The following is a 20,806-nucleotide window of genomic DNA, read 5'->3' as shown; positions in this document are numbered from 1 at the left end:
TCATGGGGGGATTGGTGGCGACCGGACGACGCACCGTGTTGGCGACGATGCTGAACAAGGTTCCGGAGGTCACGCTTGCCTTCTGGATCATTAAAATCTTGTCGACAACCGTGGGCGAGACCGGCGCCGACTACCTCGCGGTGCATGTGGGGCTCGGCACCCTTGTCACCGACGTGATCACACTGACGCTGCTGCTCCTCTCCCTCAGCGCGCAATTCGCCGCACGCGAATACATCCCCTGGCGCTACTGGCTCGCGGTGGTGCTGATCAGCGTCGTCGGCACGCAGATCACTGACTTCCTGACCGACGAGCTCGAGGTCAGCCTCTATGTGAGCACCGCCGCCTTCGCGGTCTGCTTGGCCGGCGTCTTCGCCATCTGGTACTCGATCGAACGGACGCTCTCGATCCATTCGATCGACACGACCCGGCGCGAAGCGTTCTATTGGCTTGCGATCCTGTTCACCTTCGCACTCGGCACGGCGGCAGGTGACCTTGCCACCGAAGCGCTCAGCATGGGTTTCACGATAGGCGTGCTGGCGTTCGGCGCGCTGATCGCAGCCACCTACGTCGCGTACCGGCTCGGCGCCGGCGAGGTACTGACCTTCTGGATCGCCTACATCCTGACGCGCCCGCTCGGCGCGTCGCTTGGCGACCTGCTGTCGCAATCGCAGAATTACGGCGGGCTGGGGCTCGGGACGATCGTGACCAGTATCGTCTTCCTCGCCGTGATCGTCGCCCTCGTGACCTGGGTCAGCGTCACGGGGTTCGACCGCCCGGCTCCGGCTGGGCCAGCCGAATGCGGCTGACCTGCCTACGGAAGGAGACCGCCTATGCGCACTGCCCGGTATCTTGTCGCCCTCGCGTTGCTTGGCGGCGCAGCCGCCACGCCCGTCCTGGCGGTCTCGTGGACCAGGCCGGCGCTTGCCGCGCAATCTCAGCTCGGCGACCTCTCCGCCTTCCGCGCGGTCGTCGTCGATACGAAAGCATTGGTCGACAAGGGCGACCTCGTCGGGGCAAGGACGCGTATCAAGGACCTGGAGGCCTCGTGGGATGACGCGGAAGCGGGGCTGAAGCCTCGGGCGCCCTCCGAGTGGCACCGCATCGACAAGGCCATTGATCGTGCCCTGGCCGCGTTGCGGGCGAGCACGCCGGACAGGGCCAACTGCGAGAGGACGCTGACCGAACTGCTCCAGATCATGGACCAGCCTGCAGCCTGACGGCGCCGCGCGATAGGAACGCGCCGGCCCGCCGCCCGTGGGCATCTGCATGCCGTAGCCGATATGGAACGGGGCGGGCACAATCGGAGCTGTCAGGGCTTGGCGCCCGGTTTCCCGGGCCCGGTCGTGTCTGCCTGCGCCGGGAGTGTCCGCTGCCGGTATGATGAGCGAAGTCCAAGCCGCAGGAGTCGGGCATGAGACTTGGGATGGTGGTCGTCGCGATCCTGTTCTGCACGTCCGGCAGCTTGGCCCAGGAGGGTGTGCGTCCCCCTTGCGGGGGCCCACCAGTGCCATCCTATGCCGCGCCGGGTCATCCGCCCCACATCCGCACCATGAAAGTCGATGGTTGGACGGCAGCGCCCTGCGTTGGGTGGACCTCCGGGCGCTCCACCCTGCTTGTCGCGGTGGTGGGGGCCTTCGAGCATGACGGCGGGGTCGAGGCGTTGCTGGCCGCATTCGGACGTATTTCCGCTCTGGTCGGAACGCGGTACTGGTCCGTCAGCGACCATCGCTGGCGCACGCTGGTGACCGACGCCGCCGCCCTCGATGGTCCCGACCCGGCCAGAAGGCGCCCCGACTTCACTCCCGGCGAGATGGGCGAGGGCGGCGCGCTTTACTTCGTGCAATCCGACAGCCGCTCTTCGGGGGAAGTCGTGTACCGGATGCGCGTGCTGGAAAAGCAGCCGGAACGGCTGGTCATCTCGGTCGACAACGTGACGCCGGTGCGCCTGTTCCTCCTGACGTTGTTCGCGCCAGGTGACCTGCAAACCACCTTCTTCCTTGAGCGGCTCCCGGAGCGTGGCACCTGGGGCTATTACGGCTTGTGGGGTCTGCGAACGAACGCATTCACCTCGGGGCACAAGGCGTCGTCGATCAATCGGGCCGTTGCAATGTTTCGCCATACCGCCGGGATCCCCACGGACCAAGAACCTCCGGCGGCTCAGCAATGAGGGCTGGCGCCGGGAGCGCCGCCCCGATCGAGCCGCCGTCCTCGCCCGGGATCAGCCCTTCCATGCCGCGAGGACGGCACCCGCGGCAATCAGCAGCACGCCGATCCAGTTCGCGGCCGAGAGCCGTTCGCCGAGGATGACCGCGCCGAACACCGCGACCAGCACGACGCTCAGCTTGTCGATGGGCGCGACGCGCGACGCATCGCCGAGCTTGAGGGCGCGGAAGTAGCACAGCCATGACGCCCCCGTGCCGAGGCCGGAGAGGAGCAGGAACAGCCAACTCCGTGCAGGCACCGAACCCGGCGGCTGCCATCCGCCCGTCACCGCCAGCAGGGCGCCGGAGGCCAGCACGACGACGATGGTGCGGACGAAGGTGGCGAAGTCCGACCCCACGCCCTCGACCCCGATCTTGGCGAAGATGGCGGTAAGCGCTGCAAAGGCCGCCGAGAGGCAAGCCCAGAGTTGCCAGGACGACAGCGGATTGCCGATCATCTCATCTTCTCTCCACGCAAGCAGGTCAGCGACGGCGTGCCGCCCCGAGCGGCGGAACGGCATCCCTCGCCGGAGGGCTTCATGCCGGGTCAAGCCCTCGAGCAAGACGGTTGCTTATGCTCCGCTCACTATGCCTCGGTTCGCTCGGGCAGGTTCCGTTCGACCCGGCCGCAGCGTTGTAACCAGCGCATGGCCAGCCAGCAGGCTAGCGCCCAGGCCGCACCGACAGCCCAGCCGGCCAGGACGTCGCTCGGCCAGTGCACCGCAAGGTACACGCGGGTGGCGCCGACCAGCAGGGCTAGGAACGTGGCCGAGGTCATGACGTAGATCTTCAGGCTGCGACAGGTCTGCAGGCGGGCAAGCAGGGTGCCGAGAGTGAGATAGACGACGGCGGACATCGCCGCGTGACTGCTGGGGAAGCTGGAGGTGAAGACGACGGTGCCGTGCGGCACGAGGTCGGGCCGCGGCCGTTCGAACCCGTGCTTGAGCGCCTCGGTCAGCAACCATCCGCCCCCGATGCTCATGGCCACCAGCAGCGCCGCCCCCCGCCGCCGAGCGAAAAGGAGGAAGCCAGCCACGGCCACCGTGACGAGAGAGAGAACGCCGACGCTGCCGAGAGCAGTGAAGTCCCGGGCCATTTCCTCGAACCAGAGGGGGCCGATGGGATCAGACGGGTCTGAAGAGTTACGGAGCAGCAGAAGCAGGCGGGTATCGAAGGCACGGGTGTCCCCCTCCACCACCTCGCCCGCTAGCCAGACGAAGCCCCAGAGGGTGCCAGCCAGCATGGCAAAGGGCAGCACGATCCGAAGCTCTGGCCAGCGCCGCCGCGGAGGCTCGGGCTGCCGGTTCGGTCGGCCCGCAGGTCGCCCTTCGTCGCGCCGAGACGCTTCGTCGGCCGGTGAGGGTGCGAACGGCGCCATAATTTCTGCCTTTCGTGGCGAGCGCGGGCTCTGGACCGGAAGGCCCACTTGAACCCCAACGCCCTACCTGCTTGAGCGGCATAGCCTAATGACCCGGACGATGCATGCCGGGCACGACGGCCCCGTTACTCCGTCCGTGGCTGATCCGATGCCGCTTTTCGTGGGCCGCGGAGCGCCTCGTAGAGTGCGGTCTTGCCCACCCTGAGCCGGACCGCCGCGTCGCGAACGCTCAGGCCCTTGGCGATGAGAGCGCGTGCCCGCCGGAGCTTCTCCTCCGTCACGGCTGGCCGGCGCCCGCCGGTGCGCCCCCGCGCCGCCGCGGCGGCAAGGCCGGCGCGGGTGCGCTCGCGGATGAGGTCGCGCTCGAACTGCCCGAGGGCGGCGAACAGGTGGAACACCAGGCGACCGCCGGGGGTGGTGGTGTCGATCGCCTCGGTGAGCGAGCGGAACCCCACCCCGCGCCGCTCCAGCGCCGCCACGGTCTCGATGAGGTGCGGCAGGTTACGACCGAGCCGGTCCAGCTTCCAGGTGACCAGCACGTCGCCCTCGCGCACATAGTCGAGGGCGGCGCGCAGCCCGGGCCGGTCGGTGCGGGCGCCGGAGGCGCGATCCTCAAACACCTTGGCGCAGCCCACCGCGGCCAGCGTGTCGAGCTGCAGCGCGGGGTCCTGGTCCGCCGTGCTAACCCGGACGTAACCGACTGCTGCCATCGCTGCACCTGTCCGGATTGCCGTCCGGAATGGAGCATGTCCGCTTTCCCGTCCCCGCGCCAGGGTTGCCGGACATCCCGGGGCTGGCCGGCTGGGGTTCGTTTGTCGGACAGCCGCCCGTAACGTGCCGGCCCTTCACGGGAGGCTCGGATGGCGAGGCGGCGATTGCTGGGTGATGCGTTCTGGGCAGGGGTGTTCGCGCTGCCGACCGAGGAATTGGAGGTGGTGCGGCACTGCACCCTCACCCCCGACGACCTCGCCCTCGTCGCGGCCAAGCGCAGCCCGCACGGCCGGCTCGCCTACGCGCTCCTGCTCCTCACCCTCCGGCACCCCGGCCGCGCGCTGGAGGCCGCCGAGGTGCCACCGGCACTCATGACCGCCTACGTGGCCCGGCAGGTCGACGCCGATCCGACGGCGCTGGAGGTCCACCGTCTCCGTCCGCAGAGCCGGCGCGAGTATCTGGCCGAGCTGATGCGGCAGGGCGGGTTCCGGAGCTTCGGCCGCACCGAGGCGCGTGCGATCGTCGCTTGGCTGACCGCCATCGCCGGCTCGCGCCGCACACCGGCGGAACTCGCCACGACGCTGATCGAGGAGCTCCGCCGTCGGCGCATCCTGCTGCCCACGCCCGGGGTGCTGGAGGGGCTGATCCACGAGGCGCGCGCCCGGGCCGAGCGGGTCGCGCACCGCGCCCTGACGGACGGGCTCGACGTGGCGCGGCTTGCCGAGCTGGACGGGCTGATAGCGGCCGCGCCCGGCGGCAGCCCGTCGCGCCTGGCATGGCTGCGCGGCGCCTCCGTCTCGCCCGCGGCGGCCAACCTGCACGGCCTGGTCGAGCGCCTGCGCGCAGTCCGAGCGCTCGGCATCGAGCGGAGCCGGGAGGCCGCGGTGCCGCCGATCGCCTTCGACGCCCTCGCCGGGGAGGGCCTGCGCATGACGGCGCAGCACCTGCGCGACCTGGCCCAGCCGCGGCGGGGCGCGACCCTCGCCGCCGCCGTCCTGCGGCTCGAGGCGGAGCTGACCGACGCCGCCCTGCTGATGTTCGACAAGCTCATGGGCACCCTGTCGCGCCGCGCCGAGCAGGGCGCCACGGAGGGTGCCGCCGGCGCGCTGCGGGACGCGCAGGCCCACCTCCGCCTGCTCGCCCGTGCCGGCCGGGCCGTGATCGCCGCCCGCGAGGGCGGGACGGATGCGGCGGACGCCGTCGAGCAGGCAGTGGGCTGGGCGCCGTTCCTGCGCGCCGTGGCCGAGGCGGAGGACCTCGCCCGGCCGGAGGCGATCGACATGCGTGCCGAACTGGTCGGCCGCTGGCCGACGATGCGGCGCTTCGCCCCGGCGCTGCTGGAGACATTCGACTTCGAGGGCGCGACCGGCACCGCAGGCCTGCGCAAGGCATTGGCGGTGCTGCGCGAGATGGACGCCGCCGGCCGGCGCACCCTGCCGGACGATGCGCCAACGGGCTTCATCCGGCGTGCTTGGCGGCCCTTCGTGATCGGCGGCGCCGGCAAGCCGGACCGCCGGGCCTGGGAGGTCTGCGTCCTCTCTGAACTCCGCGACCGGCTCCGCGCCGGCGACGTCTGGGTGCGCGGCAGCCGGCGCTACCGCAACTTCGAGGATCTCCTCCTGCCGCGGCCGACCTTCGCAGCGCTGCGCGCGGAGGGGCCGCTGGCGGTTGGCGTGGCCGAGGACATCGAGGCTCACCTCGCATCGCGACAGGAAGCCTTGGAAGCCGCCATGGCCGAGGTCGCGGCACTCGCCGGGGCCGGTCGGCTGCCCGACGCCACGCTCGACGAGGACGGGCTGCACATCACGCCGATCCGGGCGGAGGCGCCGCCCGAGGTCAAACGGTTCGCGGCCGATGCCTACGCCCTCCTCCCGCGAATCCGCATCACCGACCTGCTGCTGGAGGTGGACGGCTGGACCGGCCTCTCCGAGTGCTTCACCCACGCGCGCAGCGGCAGGCCCGCACCCGACCGCGCTGCGCTGCTGACCGCGGTGCTGGCCGACGGCATCAATCTCGGCCTCACGCGCATGGCGGAATCCTGCCGCGGTCCGGCGCTCCGCCAGCTTGCCTGGACCCACGACTGGCACGTCCGCGAGGAATGCTACGCGGCGGCCCTCGCCCGCCTGATCGAGGCGCACCGCGCCTTGCCGCTCGCCGCGGCCTGGGGCGACGGCACCACCTCCAGCTCGGACGGGCAGTTCTTCCGCGCCGGCGGCCGCGGCGAGGCAGTCGGCGACGTCAACGCCAGGCACGGCAACGAGCCCGGCGTCGCCTTCTACACCCACGTCTCCGACCAGTTCGGGCCGTTCCACACGAAGGTCATCGCCGCGACCGCCTCCGAGGCGCCGCACGTGCTCGACGGCCTGCTGCGCCACGGCACAGGCCTGCGCTTCGCCGAGCACTACACCGACACCGGCGGCGCGACCGACCAGGTCTTCGGCCTCTTCGCGCTGCTCGGCATCCGCTTCGCGCCGCGCCTGCGCGATCTCAAAGACCGCCGGCTCTACACCTTCCGCGGCATGGCGGTGCCGGAGGCCTTCTCCGGCATGATGGGCGGCACCGTCGATATCGAGCACCTGCGCGCCCACTGGGACGAGGCGCTGCGGCTCGCCGTCTCGGTCGGCTCCGGCCACGTCGCCGCCTCCGACGTGCTGCGTCGTCTTGCCGCCTATCCGCGCCAGAACGGCCTCGCCGTGGCGCTGCGCGAGGTCGGCCGGCTGGAGCGGACGCTGTTCACCCTCGACTGGCTGCGCAGCAGCGACCTGCGCCGGCGCGCCAACGCCGGGCTGAACAAGGGCGAGGCCCGCAACGCGCTGGCGCGGGCGGTCTTCTTCCACCGCCTCGGCGAACTGCGCGACCGCTCCTTCGAGAACCAGGCCTACCGCGCCTCCGGGCTGAACCTGCTCGTCGCGGCCATCATCCTCTGGAACACCCGCTACCTGCAGGCCTCCTTCGACGCGCTCCGCGCCCGCGGGCAGGCCGTCACGCCCGATCTGGTCCGCCACGTCGCTCCGCTCGGCTGGGAACATGTCGGCCTCACCGGTGACTACGTCTGGGCGGCCGAAGCCCAGCCCACCGCCGGATCTCTCAGGCCGCTGCGCGACAGGCCCTCCATCCTGGCCGCGTAGGTTCCGGATCCGTTCGCACGAACCGGACACTCAGCGCACTTTCGTGTCCGGACCCCCACTTGCAGGAGGTCACGACGCGGATCATCCACGGCGCGGTGCACGCCGACACGAGCGAGGCGGAGGAGATGCCGGCGGCGCTGCCGACGCGATAGCCCTACGCCGCGGCGGCGGTGCCGGGCTGGCGCCAGGCCCAGGGCAGCAGCGAGGCGAGCTCCGTCGAGCGGACCTCGCCGCGGACCATCCGCTCCAGCACGTCGGTCAGCCAGGCCTGCGGGTTGACGCCGCTGAGGATGGCGGTGCGGATCAGCGTCGTGGCGATGGCCCAGTTCTCGCCGCCGCCCTCGCTGCCGGCGAACAGCGCCGCTTTGCGCGTGACGACGACGGGCCGGATCTCCCGCTCCACGCTGTTGGTGTCGAGTTCGAGCGTGCCGTCGTCCAGGAACCGGCAGAGGCCCTCCCAGTGCCGCAGGCCGTAGCGGATAGCCGCGGCAAGCGCCGAGCCCTGGCTGACGCGGCCGAGCTGCGCATCGAGCCATAGGCGGAGATCGCGCACGAGCGGCGCGCTCTGCTCCTGGCGGACGGCCTGGCGTTCCTCGGCGGGTCGGCCACGAACCTCGCGCTCGACGGCGTAGAGCGCGCCGATGCGCAGCAGGGCCTCGGCCGCGATTGGCGAGGCGGTGTGGGCGTGGATCTTGTGGAAGCGCCGGCGCAGATGCGCCCAGCAGAACGCGAGCGCGACCGCGCCGTCGTTCCTGCGCTCCGCCAGCGCGCGGAACCCGCCATAGCCGTCCACCTGCAGCGTGCCCCGGAAGGCGGCGAGATGCCGAGCTGGCCGGATGCCCTTGCGGTCCAGGGCGTAGACGTAGGCGACCGCCGGCGGCCCGGTGCCGCCCGAGGCTCGGTCATCGGCGGCATAGGCCCAGATCCGCCCGTCACGCATCCGTCCCCTGCCTGGCGCCAGGGTGGGCAGCGGCGTGTCGTCGGCGAACACCCGCGCATGGCCGACGACATGGGCAAGGACCAACTCGTGCAGCGGCCGGAGCCACCAGCAGGCCTGGCGCACCCAGTCGCAGAGCGTCGCGCGGTCGAGATGGATGCCGCCGCGGGCGAGGATCTGGCACTGGCGGTAGAGCGGCAGGCCGTCGGCGTACTTCGAGACCAGAACATGCGCCAGCAGCGCCTCGGTCGGCAGGCCGCCGGCGACGATCCGTGCCGGTGCTGGCGCCTGGTGCACACCCTCGGCGCAGCGCCGGCAGGCATAGCGCGGCCGGACGGTGACGCGGACCCGCAACTGGGCGGGTACGACGTCCAGCCGCTCGGCCCGGTCCTCGCCGAACCGGTGCATCTCGCCCCGACAGCAGGGGCAGGCGCGGTCGGCGATGTCGATCACCTCCTCGATGCGCTCCAGATGCACCGGCAGCGCGCCACGGTTGCGCCGACGTTCGGCGGCAGGCTTGCGCTCCGGCACCGGGGTGTCATTGCCATTCGCCGGCGGAGGTGGCGGAGCCGCGCCGAGGGCCAGCGCGAGCTGGCCCGGATCGACGCGCTCGATGCTCGGGCCGAACCGTGCCCGTCGCAGGTCGTGGATGATCTGCTCGAGCTGCGCGATGCGCGCCTCCGCCGCGGCAAGCGCGGTGCGCAGTTCCACCACAACAGGGGGCGGAGTGTCGGGCACGGCAGAATCGTCGCCGACGCCCGCGCGTCGCACCAAGCGAAAGCAGCGTGTTGCGCGATCACACCGCCGTAGGCCGCCAGGCCGGCTGCACCCGGCGCCACTCGAGGCCCTCGAGCAGCAAGGACATCTGAGCCGGCGACAGCACCACCTTGCCATTCGGCGTCGTGGGCCAGGGGAAGGCACCCTGCTCGATGCGCTTGGTCAGCAGGCACAGGCCGACCCCGTCGTGCCAGAGACATTTCACCAGCCGCCCCTTGCGTCCGCGGAAGGCGTAGAGCGAGCCGTCGAACGGATCGGCGCCGAGCGATTGCTGGACCAGCGCAGCCAAGCTGTCCATGCCGCGCCGCATGTCAGTGACGCCGCAGGCGAGAAGGACGCGGGCGCCCGGCGGGGGACCGATCATCGGCCGCGCAGCACCGCCAAGACCCGGCGCAGCGCCTCGGCCCCGACATCCTCGTCGAGCCGCAGCAGCGTCCCGCAGGGCAGCACCACCTCCATGCGTGCCGGCGATCGTGCTGGGGTATCCAGGGCGGACGGCGGCGGCATCGCCACATCCTCTGCCATGGCGACCTGCGCGAAAGCGGGCAGCGGCATCGGCACCGCGCCGAGCTCGCCGCTCATCACCTGCCGCCGCCACGTATAGAATAGGCTCGAGGTAAGGCCCCAGCGCCGGATCACCTCGGTCGGCGTCACACCGGGCTGCATCGCCTCCACGACGATCCGACACTTTTGGTCCGCCGACCAACTCCGCCGTCCCTCGCTGCGCGTGACAACCTCGACTACCTCGTCGGGCCGCGCCTTGCGAGCAGTCCTACGACCAGTCCTATGACCGGTCTCGACCGCCTCCGCCTCCATCTCCAACGCCACCTCCGCCGCATGCCGACATCCGACACGGCATCATCAGGGGGGCGTTTCGCAAGGTGAGGTCAGGACGACGGTTACGTTGTTCTGCGGCGATAGGCAAGTTGGGATATGGGAGGTGGCTCCCCCTAAGATTGATTTCAGGTGCGATTTCAGGAGTATAGAAAATGTGACTGAATTCGTGTCACAGCTTCGGTCGCTGGCAGCTGCTATCGAGCGAGAGGTCGAGCGGAAAGATCGGCTCTAGGCTTTATTTTCCTACCTGCTTTGCTGGGGCAGCCTGTTGGCTGTCCCCAGCTGATCATAAAGCGGTTGCGACCCTACGAGCTTCTATTCCTCAAAGCCCGTTGCCTCAGGTCTAAATTTCAGCTGCTTGGCATTGTCCCGCACGATACTAACTTCGCTTTCGGCGAACCCCTCAGGCGCATCACTCTCAATCTCGAGTGTGATTTTCACCTTGGCTCCCTGGGTCCGCTGCAGCTCCATGACGACGGCATTGAGGATGGCATCGAACGATTTCACCGGCCGTACCATGTCTATCTCGACAGAGCCGTAGAAGCGGCGTGGCTTTTGTGGCGTACTGCCTGAGGGCCAGCCGGTCGGCTCGGCGCCACCGCCGTTTGGCTTTCCGCCTCCTCCCGGAATCGCAGGACCGATAGGCGGAGGATCTGTCGGCCTCTTCGGTTCGACGATGGTTGTCTGAGCTTGAGCCTCCGCCGCTCGCACAAGCACGGCGCCTGCCGGCGGCAACTCCGGCGGGTTCTTGGCCCAGACCAGGTTCTGGTATTGACCCGTCGCCTCGTCGAATCCGTCCGCGTAGCCGAACTGAGGATCCAGCTTGGCCACGGCGTCCCGGAGCGCCGTCTCCAAGACCACACGGTCCCGCAGCCTCGGCATGTAGGGGTAGGCGGCGAACCAGTCTGCGACCTCGGATAGCGGTAAGTGCGGTCGGTCCTCCGGCCAGAGTGGCTGCAGCGCGTGCCACAGGCGCTCCGAGCCGAGCTTCTCCAGTGCGATCCCCTCTGCCTTGGCCTTGTCGTACACTACCGCCGGGATAGCAGCGCGGTCCCGCGACGAGATTGAGACGAGGCTGTGCTCGATGTCGAAGGGCTTGCCCGCGGCTTCACTTTTCACTGGGTAGAAGACATGGCCCCAGGCCACTCGCACGGCCTTGCGTGCGCCATCTCCGTGGGTCTTCGCCTTGTCCTTCGCGTCGGCGGCTTGGGCCTGCGTCATCTGCTGCTGCAGACGACCATCCTTCACGATCGAATCCCAGGCCAGCGCCCGTGCCACTACCTCCCTGGCAGTGGACAAGTTCGCTTCGTCTGAAGCAACAAAGACCAGTGTATTACGGAACCGCCGCTGCGCCGCGCGGCACCGCAGCAGGGCCTCAGCGACTGCGTCCGATGCGGCCGACTTCGTCCCACCTTTCCCCGCATGCGGAGTTGCCGGTGCAAGGATCACCAGCGAGAGTGCCTGCGCCTCGTCGATCGATACTGGATCGTTCGGCGCGACAAAGACCCGATGGAAGTTGCCCTTCGTGCCGGAATCCTCGACCAGCATGCGGACGATCTCGGCGTCCACCTCATGCGGCTGGTCCAACAGGGCCTTGGCTCGGTCGTCAGCCAGCCGATTGAGTGTCGGTTGGGTTGAGAACCAGTAGCGGCCTGCCTCCTCATAGAGGTAGGTCGCGCGCTCAGCCAGCTCGCGCAGCGCCTCCCCGAAAATGGCGAGTTGGTCGCCCGGCTCTGCACAGGCGAGCCGCAACCCCTGGCTCGTCAGCCCGGCATTCGGCTGACCCACGCTAGGGGCCGAGCACAGGAACACAGCACGCGCGGCCCGCGTCGCTGCCCGTAGCTGGGAGATCCGACGGGAGGGGTTCGACTCCATCCGCGCTGGGAGTGCGCCATCGCCGTCCACCTCCTTGTCCACCACCGCCCCGAAGGCGGGATCGAGCGGATAGAGCACGCCCGTCCGCACCTTTTCATGTGCCACTGGCACCCGAGCGGGAGTAATCAGCGGGTCGCGGCTCTGCGTGTGCCAGAGCACGCCAACGACGTTTGCCATGAAGCGGATGACGTCGCGCGTCCGCTGGAATTTCTGCAGGCTAGACCAATCCTTCGACAGCCGCTCGAACAGCTCCGGATGGATCGGGTAGGAGAGGCGGAGGAGCTCCAAGTAGCGTGGCTCCTTGGTCTCAGGCGGGAACTCGGCCGTGTTCTTTTTGTAGAGATCGTAGAAGGCCTTGATGGTCTCCTCACGCGCCCGCTCTCCGTCTGCGTCGAGCGGCTGGAACAGGCGGCGGCGGACGATTTCATAGGTTTCGTTGCCCGAAGCCGGCAACCAGGCAGATTGCACGCGGCCGAAAACCTTCTCCAGCCGCAGCAGCGCGGCCTCACCCCGAGGGCCACCGGCCTCGGCCCGGCTCTCCGGCAGCGAGCCGATGATCAGCACGCCGGGCGCCATCTTTGCTGCCTCGGTCAGCGACTGAACAAAGGAGAGCAGTGCCTCGAAGCGGTCGTCGTCGAGCTGGCGGGCGAACATGGTCAGCTCGTCGAGCAGGATCACACTCGGTCCAGCCAGCCGGAACAGCTCCACTAGCAGTTCGGAGCCCGGGTTGGTGCGTGCCGCCTCAGCCTCCGCGACCAGCTTCAAGCCAGCTTCGCCAGCCAACCTCCATGCGATGTAGCCCCAAAGGGTGCGGACTGAAGGTCCGCTCTTCAGGTTCAGTGAGACATCTGCACCCTTCGAGGAGCCAACGAAAACGGCTACCTGCGGCTTCGGCCAGGAGGCAACGCTCAACCGTTCCACCAGGGGCGCCATGCCGGTCAGGCCACGTGGGTCGCCGCCTTCCCGCAGGTGTCGCGCCAAATGATAGATAGCGAGCATGGTGTGCGTCTTGCCGCCGCCAAAGGCGGTCTGCAGCCCAATCACCGGGTCGCCACCGCTGCCGGAGAGCCGCTGCAAGGCCGAGGTCAGGACGCGCTTCAGACCCTCGGTCAGGAACGTAATGCCGAAGAAGTCGGTAGGTGTTGCATAGCCATCGGTGGCGTGGCCGGCATCGACTGCGAAGAGGTCGGCGGCGAACTCCGCTTCTTTGAAGCGGTTGGCGATGACGTCCGGATGGGGCAGCACCACCTCGATCCAGGGTTTCAACGCCTTGGTCGACGTGTTTTCCCCTGACAGGTCAAGGCGGGCAGCCGGCGTCGGGGTGACGGGCGTTGAAGGCGCGGTCGTCATGCCGGAGCGGCGCTGCTCGTCGTACAGGCGCTTCAGCTCCGCCACTTCCCCATCCGGGGCCTTCACCAGCTTGAGCAGCTGGTGCATCGCATCGACGTAACGCAGCGCCTCATCGTCAGCGAGTGGGATGGCAAGATGGGAGGCGGCGTTGCGCGCCTCTAGGGCCATGGATGCGAAGTTGCGGGCCTTGTGCTTCTCATTTCGGCCGAACGCGTCTTCGAACACCTCCCGCCAGTTGTCGATCATGGTCTTGAGCAAGCCGTAGACGTCCAGTGCGTCATTTGGAGCGCCGCCTGTGGCTCGGCTGGCGTAGTGCAGCCAGTTGGCGCCATGGACCTTCTTCATCCGCGCCTCGACGAAGGGCTTCAGCCCCTGACGCATATGGAATAGCCCGTCCTGCACCCGGCGCAGGGTTTCCTTTTCGGCCGACATGCGTTTTCCCCTTCAGCCGGTCAGAACAGCGATGCCTGCACGGCAGCAGCCGGCCCGTGGGTGGCGATCTCGGGCGCCATGTCGCGTAGCCGCGGCCATTCCTCCGCTAGGGCGTTGTAGACCAGCGCCTCGGCCGCCCAGCCCTTCTGGGTGGCTACATCAAAGAGGCGGTAGGCCAGCGCCCGCGCCTCCTCGGCCCGCGGCCCCATCTGCACCACCAGCGCCGCCGCCGCCTCGGCGCCGCCGTCCGCAGCGTTTAGGATACGGATGGTATGCTGGAGGCATTCCCAGACTGTCGGCGCCTTATCGGTGGCTGGCGACCAATCTACTGGCAACTCGGCCCGAGGGATGAGGTTTGCCTTACCGCGGAGGTCTTGGAACACGCCGGAGGCAAAGAGGGTGCCGAGCGGGACGTTCTTGGCATTGGCCAGGGTGATCAGCTCGCCCGAGGGCCGGGCGTCGAAGCCGTAGGTGGCGAACCAAGCCAGGGCGACTTGGGTTGGCGCGTCGAAGCTCTCGGAGAGCTCGTTCTCCAACTCGTCCCAGACGCGGTTGATGAGGGCGAGCGCGGTCCTCACAGTCATGGCGTTGTCGTCGTCCTCTAGCACTTTGGCAAAGCGAGTGAAGACGCCCATGCCAGGGCCGATAACGGATTGCTGCATGTCCACTGGGCCAACACCGGCCTTACGGATGTCACCGATGGCGTCGGGTAGTTCGCGCTTGAGGGCACGGATGAACTCGGCGCGGGTAACGACCAGCGCCGCAGCAGCGCGCTTGCGGCAAACCAGGACGATAGAGGAAGCTAAGGCGTTGGCGTCTCGGCCGATCATCCGGTTGGCCAATTCCGTACGCAGCGGCCAAGTGCCGTCCACTGCCAAACCGGCATCCACCACCGCCTGGAGGAAGGAGGCCCACCCGGCGGAAGTGATGCCGTCCTCGGCGGCTTCGGCTTGCTTAAAGGCATAGTAGATAGCCAGCGGTTCGCCTTCCGTCGCCGCATTCCTCATGGCGTGCAGAGCTTGGCCCATGCCCTGCATGAAGAAGGCTTCCGCTTCCGCTCGGCCACCATGCCGGTAGGGCGTGGCGACGAGTTCCTCTGCCTTTGGCGTAACGAGACGCCGAAACAGATCCGGCCAAACGCTGCCAAGCGAGTGTCGGAGCCAAACATAAAAGAAATCCGAGAGATCCGCGTAGCCAATGTTGTCGTAATAGGGCGGATCAGTAGATATGACGATTGGGCGGACAGCAAAAGAATTTTTCGCTGCGTCAGTGATCAGCATTTGTCCTTGGCCAGCCGATGGAAGCCGCTGGAGCACATCGAAAATACGACCAATACTACTGTCTAGGCTTGCTGCGATCTCAGACAAGGGATACGCTTCAGCATAGTCCCAGGTCATAGCAATCGCTTGGCGAGAAAACACATTCCGGATGCCGGGCTTGCGGCCCTGGCCGTCTCGGATATCCCATGAGCATAGGCTCGAGCACCGATCTGCAAGTCGGCTTACTATCATCGAGAGATACGTTGCTACCGCATCGGCATAGGCGACGGCGCCGGTGCCGCCGCTGTGCAGCGGAGTTGGGTCATCTGGCAGACCGGCGACGCATGCATCGGCCACCGCCCTTTCTCGCGCCTCTACCACCAGATCAGAGAAGGTGGTCAGCGCTACAAGCTGACGCGGAGTGAAGAGCGAGGCGAAGGTTTTCATCCCGTAGTTAGGAGTCTTGAAGTCGCGGGGATTGTTGGGCAACTCGCCTTCTGGTTCCCAGACTGGAACTGCACTAATTGCTGCGGCTGTCTGCTTATCTGAGGGGCTTAGATAAACACGAGACCGGTTACCTTCCGCGACCACGGCCATGAGGCGGTTACCGAGCCCATTGTTTTGGCCTTCGCTGCGAATGTAACTGAAAGGCATAGCTGTGCCGGAGAGGATGCAAGTGCCTCCCTCACTTCGCCCGATCGTACCTTTTTTTAGCCGCTCCTCGTCTACCTTCGAGAGTTGCCCGTTTCGTACCTCGAAGCGGTACCCGTCAGGAGCAGCCGGGTCGATCACTGGCTCAACCCATGTCTTCTCGCTACCTTTGGTCGAGAGCAGGAAGGAGGAGACAAGCGGCACCATCGCCCCTCTCGCTGCCGGGTCCGGGCTGCGCACTGTGCGTGCCCAGAGCCATGCGATGACAGTCGCCTTGCTGCCGTCCGGCAGCACTGCCTCCGGGTAGAGATGTCCGATACGCCGCGCCGCCTCCTCCCGCATCCATTGACCGTAGTAGCGCACATCATCGGCCAGCCCCTGTGCCCCGCGCCAGGCACCAAGGCCGAGTTGCCCCCGCGCAGCTGGGTTCACTGGCGGCCGCCCGGCGAATCTTGGTGGGATCTCCACCGAAGCCTTACCGATCAACACCGCCACAGGGTTCAAGTCACTACCATAGGCCCGCAGGCCGAGCCGCTGCGCCTCCAGCGGGATGGAGCCGCCGCCCGAGAAAGGGTCATAAACCGGCGGTGCCTTCTCCTGCAGATAACGGAGGATGGCGCCGCCGTCCTCCTTCGGAGGCGGCTCCTCGCCACGCCCCCAAGCAACGCTGCGGGCGATCTCCCAGCGCGCCTTGGTCAGCATCTCCTCGTTGTTCGCGTTCTCCCACGCGACGAGGCCATCCTTGTAGCCAGCCGCCTTGGTGCCGCCGATCAGCCGGTGCAGTCGGTCACGTTCCGCCTCCACTGCCTCCGGTGTTTGGAAGCGGTCTGGCCAAGCCGAAGGATCGTCCACCAGTTGCGCGAACAGCACTGCCCGGCAGGCCGCGAGGGGTCGGCGCGCCCACCAGAGATGCAGGGTAGAGGGATGGCCGTGGCGGATGGACTTCTCCCGCGCGCTGGACTGGTTGATGGCCTCCAGCGGGATGGAAACCTCGATGAGCTTTTTTCGAATTGTCATGTGTCCATCTGTCTTGAAATCGCTCACTCGAGCGGCCCCCACCCTTCACGCTCGGCCTGCTCGCAGAGCGTGATACAGGGGAGGCAATGGCAAGGTGGGCGCCCAACCCTCACGCAGTCGCAGCCATCCAACCCGCGAGGAAAGTCGTCTGGGTCCGCCTCGTCGGTGCCGCCTGAGGCACTGACAGGTACCCCCATCCTGGCCGCAGTAGGAGGAAGAGGAATGCGCGGACGGCGCCAAGGTACAGTGTGGAAGCGCTCGCGCAGCCATTCCGCGAGTTCATCTTCCGCTTGGTAGCCCACCAGGGTGTTCTGGTTGGACAAGATGGTCATCACCAGCACGATGCCGCGCGGGCTATGACGCCAGGACTCCATCTCCGCCGAAAGCCAGGATAGCCAACGGCTCATCCGGTCGGCTGCATCCGGACGAGCCACACGGAATGGTAGTTCGGGCTGTGCCGGGCAGACATCATGCCGCCATACGGCAGCTAGCGTATCGTGAGCGTCCTGCAAGGTGCGATGGTCGAAGGCGCCATCCGCTACCCAGCGCGCCGGCCACTCGGTCTGGAGTAGGGCTACGGCAAGGCGAACATGCTCGCGGCAGCCAGCAGCGATAATCTGCAATGCCCGCCCATAGACATCGTGCTGCTCCCATTTGGTGGCCTTGTCGCTGTCGCCTTCAAAAACGTATCCGACGATCACAGCGGGGCGCTTCCCAGGGATATTAGATCCCTGACGTCGAAGGCCACGGCCGTCTCAGCGAAGCCCAGCTCCCGCTGGAAGAAGCGCCGGACATAGATTGGCTCCCGCGCGAAGCCGGCCTCTACTTGGACGATGGCCAGGATGAAGGCTTCGGGGCTGTTCAAGGAAGCGAGCAGCTCGTTCTTGGTGAGCATGATCACCGCGCCATCCACATGTCGACCCTTCACCTCGATAAAGCGTAGATGACCGGCGCGCGGATCACGGCTTTCGACATCCCAGCCTTTCTTCTCGGCGGAGACGTCTCGCGGCTCATTGCCCAGCTTCCGCTCCGCAGCGATGACAGCCTCCATGGCCAGCTTCTCGACCGCGGCGCGGGAGGCAGGATCATCCGAGAAGCCGGCAGGTACGCTGGACGGGCCGGGTTTGGTCCGCGCCAGAAGGAGCCCCTTCGGGATGACCAGCGCTGCACCTTTCAGCACCGGAGGCAGAGCGGTGATCTGCCGCTCCTGCGCCAATTCCTCCTGCCGCTTGTGCAGACGCTCGACCAACCGCTGCGCAGTCGCCTCGGCATTCGAGGCGTTGATGCGCTGCTCTTTGCCGGCGCGCTCCTCCTCCCGCAGGCGGGCCGCGCGGGCGTCCCAGTAGTTGATTTCGCGGGTCAGGCGCGCCCGCACCTCCCTCTCGACTTTGTCGATCTCTGCCAGCCTTCGGCGCTTCACCTCGGTCAGATGCTCAGGGACCAGCTTGGCAATGGCATGGCCGAGTGCTTGCTCCTCAACATGGCCCGACAGCCAGGGAGCGTTGATAGCGTCGGCGACCAGCCCCCGCTCCTCCGCGGTGATCGGTCGACAGTCGAGGTAGGGTGCGGGGCCACCATCGGCCGCTCGGCTATCCTCCCACAGCTGGATAAACTGCAGCCGCTGGGAAACGACCCGAGGCTCGCCAGACCTCGCGGCGCGACCGTCGCGGATGGCGTGTTCCAAATAGACCAGCAGGCGCGGGGCGAGACCCTCATCGGCGTCGTCCACCAGCACGCCGCCCTGCTGCAGCAGGGGCTGGAAGCGCTCAAGGACTACATCGATGCTCGCATCGAGCAATGGGTGTCCTGGGGCCAGCAGTTCCGCCTGTGGCTTACCGGGGATGAGAGCCTTGTCGAAAGTTACCCGCGCATAGCGATCCAGCACGGGGTCGCCACGGCCGATCAGCCGGTCCCGATGCTTCAGGACCGGCGGGACGCGCAGGATCTCGAAGCGGCCCTTCTCCCGCTCGGCGATACGGCCGCCAAGCATCTGGAAGGCCTCTCGGAAGAAGGCACCGATGAAGTGGGGTTGCAGGCGGCGGGCCTGGGCGCGCTCCATCTCCTCGCGGATGGCGGCGACAGCGTTGGGGTCCATGCCTTCCGAGGTGAGCTTGCGCTCGGCGACCAGACGCTCGATCGCGTCCACGTCGACCGCATTGTCCACCTTCTGGAAGAGGCGGCTCTTGGTCTCCGGCGCGTCACCGTATCGGATGGCGTCCACCAGAAGGTCGCGCAGGGCCTGGCCTTCGAACAACTCACCCAGCACGTCGTAGACCCTACCGCCCAGGGCCGCCCGAGCCTGTTCCAGCTTCTCCAAAAGACGCTGGTAGACCTCACCCTCGCGGGTGTTGGTCGCACACAGGTTCCAGAGGTGGCAGACCTCGGTCTGACCGATGCGGTGGATGCGGCCGAAGCGCTGCTCCAGCCGGTTCGGGTTCCAGGGCAGGTCGTAGTTGACCATCAGGTGGGCGCCGCGCTGAAGGTTCACGCCCTCGCCGGCGGCGTCGTTGGCGATCATCACCCGGACGACTGGGTCGGAATTGAAGGCGGCGATGGCGGCACGCCGGGCCTCTCGCGCGATGCCGCCGTGAATGACCACCACGGCAGCCGGATCACCGGTCCGGGCGGTGATCTTCTGCTGCAGGTATTCGAGCGTGTCCTTTGGCTCGGTGAAAATCAGGATCTTGCGGCGTAGCCCGGTGGCCGGGTCGATCATGATCGGGTCGTCGAGGATCGCCTCAAGCTCTCGCCACTTCGCGTCCTGGCCGGAGAGCTTCAGGCGCAGCGCCTGTGCTTCGATGTCTTTGAGGATGAGGATCTCAGCTTCCAACTCCGCCAGGGTCGCGGCGGCGGTAGCTTGATCAGCGATCTGCTGCTCGATCGCCTCTGCCTCCTCCCCGGGTGCGTCGTCAAGGTCATCGGCGTCGAGGCTAGGCAGGGCTGGGCCGCGCGTGAGGGACGCCGAGCCAGCCTTGCGGAGGAGCCTCTCCTCCCGCAGCCGTTCCTCCAGCCGCTTCCGGCGCCGTTCCAGGGAACGGTGAATAGCGGCGGGCGAGGAAGCGAGGCGCCGTTGCAGGATCTGGAGCGCGAAGCCGACGCTGCTGCGCTTGTTGCCGTCGCCCGACCGGTCAGCGCGGTTCATCTCCTCGCGCACGTAGGTGGTTACAGCCTTGTAGAGGATCTCCTCAGCGGGCGAGAGGGCGTACTTAGCCGTGTACGCCCAACGCTCAGGGAAGAGCCGCTTCCCGTCGAAGCGGTACAGCTCCTCCTTGGTCAAGCGGCGCATCATGTCGGAGACGTCGGCCTTGTGGACGCCCTCACGGAAACGCCCCTCGAACCGGTCGGCATCCAGCAGTCCCATGAAGAGCTGGAAGTCTGCCTCCTTGCCGTTGTGGGGGGTGGCCGACATCAGGAGGAAGTTGCGGGCCCGGCCACCGAGGAGTTTCCCGAGCTTGTGCCGCTGAGTCTCCTTTACCTCACCGCCAAAGTATGAGGCTGCCATGCGGTGGGCTTCGTCGCAGATGACCAAGTCCCACTCCGGCGCGGCCTGGAGCTTTGCCTTCAACTCATCTGAGCGCGCGGCCATGTCGAGGCGCATGATCAACCGATTCCGCTCGGCGAAGGGGTTGCCGGTGATGGAATTCTCGATCTGGTCGCGGGAAAGGAGGTCGAAGGCCAAGCCAAACTTCTCGGACATCTCCTCCTGCCACTGCTCGACCAAGCTACCTGGGGCGACGATGAGGCAGCGCTCAAGGTCGCCGCGGATCAAGAGCTCCTTGATGAGTAGACCGGCCATGACCGTTTTGCCGGCGCCAGGGTCATCGGCCAGCAGGAAGCGGAGAGGCTGGCGGGGCAGCATCTCACCGTAGACAGCGGTGATCTGGTGAGGGAGTGCCTCAATCTGAGAGGCGCTGACTGCGAGGTAGGGATCGAAGAGATGCGCCAAGCGAAGCCTGTAGGCCTCCGAGGCGAGGCGGAGAAGAGCGCCGTCGGCGTCGAAGGCATAGCTCCGGCCCGCCTCGAGGAACTCGAAGCCCGCCTCCTCACCACGGTAGACCAGCCGCTCGCCAACACGGCCGTTCACCCGAAAGACGAGGTTAACCGCGTCCAAGCCAAACCTGGTGACTTGCACGACTTCGGCTACGCCAGCCGTATCGAGGCCCCGCAGCCGGGCGCCCGCCTTGATGTCTTCGAATATCGCCATCTTAGGTCGATTATCGCCCCGCTAGGTGGTGTGCGAGAAGTCGCTTTCG

The 20,806-nt window shown here is 67.4% G+C and carries 14 protein-coding genes; 4 read left to right on the top strand and 10 right to left on the bottom strand.

All coding sequences use genetic code 11. From position 1 onward, the window contains the following. Nucleotides 1-47: 47 nt before the first annotated feature. The 3 genes from HJG45_RS27230 (at nt 48) to HJG45_RS27220 (ending at nt 2,167) form a co-directional block, all read left to right on the top strand. Nucleotides 48-806 (top strand): hypothetical protein, encoded by a 759-nt coding sequence (locus tag HJG45_RS27230; RefSeq protein ID WP_111472665.1) that lies wholly within the window; start codon nt 48-50, stop codon nt 804-806. A gap of 24 nt (nt 807-830) precedes the next feature. Beyond that, nucleotides 831-1,217, top strand: coding sequence for a hypothetical protein (locus HJG45_RS27225; RefSeq protein ID WP_111472666.1), 387 nt, complete (start codon nt 831-833; stop codon nt 1,215-1,217). A 206-nt stretch (nt 1,218-1,423) separates the two neighbouring features. Further along, nucleotides 1,424-2,167: a DUF6675 family protein gene (locus HJG45_RS27220; RefSeq protein ID WP_128080151.1), complete on the top strand. Its 744-nt coding sequence runs from the start codon at nt 1,424-1,426 to the stop codon at nt 2,165-2,167. A 51-nt stretch (nt 2,168-2,218) separates the two neighbouring features. On the opposite strand, the gene HJG45_RS27215 is transcribed toward HJG45_RS27220, so the two are convergent. The 3 genes from HJG45_RS27215 to HJG45_RS27205 form a co-directional block, all read right to left on the bottom strand. Further along, entirely contained in the window at nt 2,219-2,659 is a 441-nt protein-coding gene (locus HJG45_RS27215) for an EamA family transporter (protein ID WP_111472668.1), read from the bottom strand. Between the two features lie 128 nt (nt 2,660-2,787). After that, the gene (locus HJG45_RS27210; RefSeq protein ID WP_368040688.1) at nt 2,788-3,459 is read right to left on the bottom strand and encodes a phosphatase PAP2 family protein; all 672 of its coding nucleotides are present in this window, start codon (nt 3,457-3,459) and stop codon (nt 2,788-2,790) included. Nucleotides 3,460-3,704: 245 nt separating this feature from the next. After that, entirely contained in the window at nt 3,705-4,289 is a 585-nt protein-coding gene (locus HJG45_RS27205) for a recombinase family protein (RefSeq protein WP_111472673.1), read from the bottom strand. A 150-nt stretch (nt 4,290-4,439) separates the two neighbouring features. Here HJG45_RS27205 and HJG45_RS27200 point away from each other — a divergent pair, with 150 nt between their 5' ends. Further along, nucleotides 4,440-7,418, top strand: a complete 2,979-nt coding sequence (locus HJG45_RS27200; protein ID WP_171617020.1) for a Tn3 family transposase — start codon at nt 4,440-4,442, stop codon at nt 7,416-7,418. Nucleotides 7,419-7,572: 154 nt separating this feature from the next. Here the strand turns inward: HJG45_RS27200 and tnpC are convergent, their stop codons facing one another. The 7 genes from tnpC to HJG45_RS27165 form a co-directional block, all read right to left on the bottom strand. Further along, complete coding sequence (gene tnpC, locus HJG45_RS27195; RefSeq protein ID WP_111472677.1) at nt 7,573-9,093, bottom strand: IS66 family transposase; 1,521 nt, start codon at nt 9,091-9,093, stop codon at nt 7,573-7,575. 58 nt (nt 9,094-9,151) lie between these two features. Continuing rightward, entirely contained in the window at nt 9,152-9,496 is a 345-nt protein-coding gene (gene tnpB / locus HJG45_RS27190) for an IS66 family insertion sequence element accessory protein TnpB (RefSeq protein WP_111472676.1), read from the bottom strand. Next, nucleotides 9,493-9,948 (bottom strand): IS66-like element accessory protein TnpA, encoded by a 456-nt coding sequence (gene tnpA, locus HJG45_RS27185; protein ID WP_111472675.1) that lies wholly within the window; start codon nt 9,946-9,948, stop codon nt 9,493-9,495. The genes tnpB and tnpA overlap by 4 nt, the downstream gene beginning before the upstream one ends. A gap of 336 nt (nt 9,949-10,284) precedes the next feature. Then, the gene (locus HJG45_RS27180) at nt 10,285-13,626 is read right to left on the bottom strand and encodes a DUF499 domain-containing protein (protein ID WP_171617018.1); all 3,342 of its coding nucleotides are present in this window, start codon (nt 13,624-13,626) and stop codon (nt 10,285-10,287) included. Between the two features lie 20 nt (nt 13,627-13,646). Next, nucleotides 13,647-16,580: a DUF1156 domain-containing protein gene (locus tag HJG45_RS27175; RefSeq protein ID WP_368040687.1), complete on the bottom strand. Its 2,934-nt coding sequence runs from the start codon at nt 16,578-16,580 to the stop codon at nt 13,647-13,649. Next, nucleotides 16,577-17,254 (bottom strand): hypothetical protein, encoded by a 678-nt coding sequence (locus HJG45_RS27170; protein ID WP_171617016.1) that lies wholly within the window; start codon nt 17,252-17,254, stop codon nt 16,577-16,579. The genes HJG45_RS27175 and HJG45_RS27170 overlap by 4 nt, the downstream gene beginning before the upstream one ends. Beyond that, nucleotides 17,251-20,757, bottom strand: a complete 3,507-nt coding sequence (locus tag HJG45_RS27165; RefSeq protein WP_171617014.1) for a helicase-related protein — start codon at nt 20,755-20,757, stop codon at nt 17,251-17,253. The genes HJG45_RS27170 and HJG45_RS27165 overlap by 4 nt, the downstream gene beginning before the upstream one ends. Nucleotides 20,758-20,806: the final 49 nt, after the last annotated feature.

Source organism: Roseicella sp. DB1501, from assembly GCF_013112485.1.
Classification (GTDB): domain Bacteria; phylum Pseudomonadota; class Alphaproteobacteria; order Acetobacterales; family Acetobacteraceae; genus Paracraurococcus.
Note: the sequence above shows the minus strand (reverse complement) of the source record. Positions and strands in the feature narration are given on the sequence as shown.

Excerpts from the sequence above, each read along its gene's own strand:
- HJG45_RS27230 (WP_111472665.1), top strand. The coding sequence starts at position 48 with ATGCTGAACAAGGTTCCGGAGGTCACGCTTGCCTTCTGGATCATTAAA.
- tnpA (WP_111472675.1), bottom strand. The coding sequence starts at position 9,948 with ATGGAGGCGGAGGCGGTCGAGACCGGTCATAGGACTGGTCGTAGGACT.
- HJG45_RS27165 (WP_171617014.1), bottom strand. The coding sequence starts at position 20,757 with ATGGCGATATTCGAAGACATCAAGGCGGGCGCCCGGCTGCGGGGCCTC.
- HJG45_RS27200 (WP_171617020.1), top strand. The coding sequence starts at position 4,440 with ATGGCGAGGCGGCGATTGCTGGGTGATGCGTTCTGGGCAGGGGTGTTC.
- tnpB (WP_111472676.1), bottom strand. The coding sequence starts at position 9,496 with ATGATCGGTCCCCCGCCGGGCGCCCGCGTCCTTCTCGCCTGCGGCGTC.
- HJG45_RS27180 (WP_171617018.1), bottom strand. The coding sequence starts at position 13,626 with ATGTCGGCCGAAAAGGAAACCCTGCGCCGGGTGCAGGACGGGCTATTC.
- HJG45_RS27220 (WP_128080151.1), top strand. The coding sequence starts at position 1,424 with ATGGTGGTCGTCGCGATCCTGTTCTGCACGTCCGGCAGCTTGGCCCAG.
- HJG45_RS27205 (WP_111472673.1), bottom strand. The coding sequence starts at position 4,289 with ATGGCAGCAGTCGGTTACGTCCGGGTTAGCACGGCGGACCAGGACCCC.
- HJG45_RS27225 (WP_111472666.1), top strand. The coding sequence starts at position 831 with ATGCGCACTGCCCGGTATCTTGTCGCCCTCGCGTTGCTTGGCGGCGCA.
- HJG45_RS27215 (WP_111472668.1), bottom strand. The coding sequence starts at position 2,659 with ATGATCGGCAATCCGCTGTCGTCCTGGCAACTCTGGGCTTGCCTCTCG.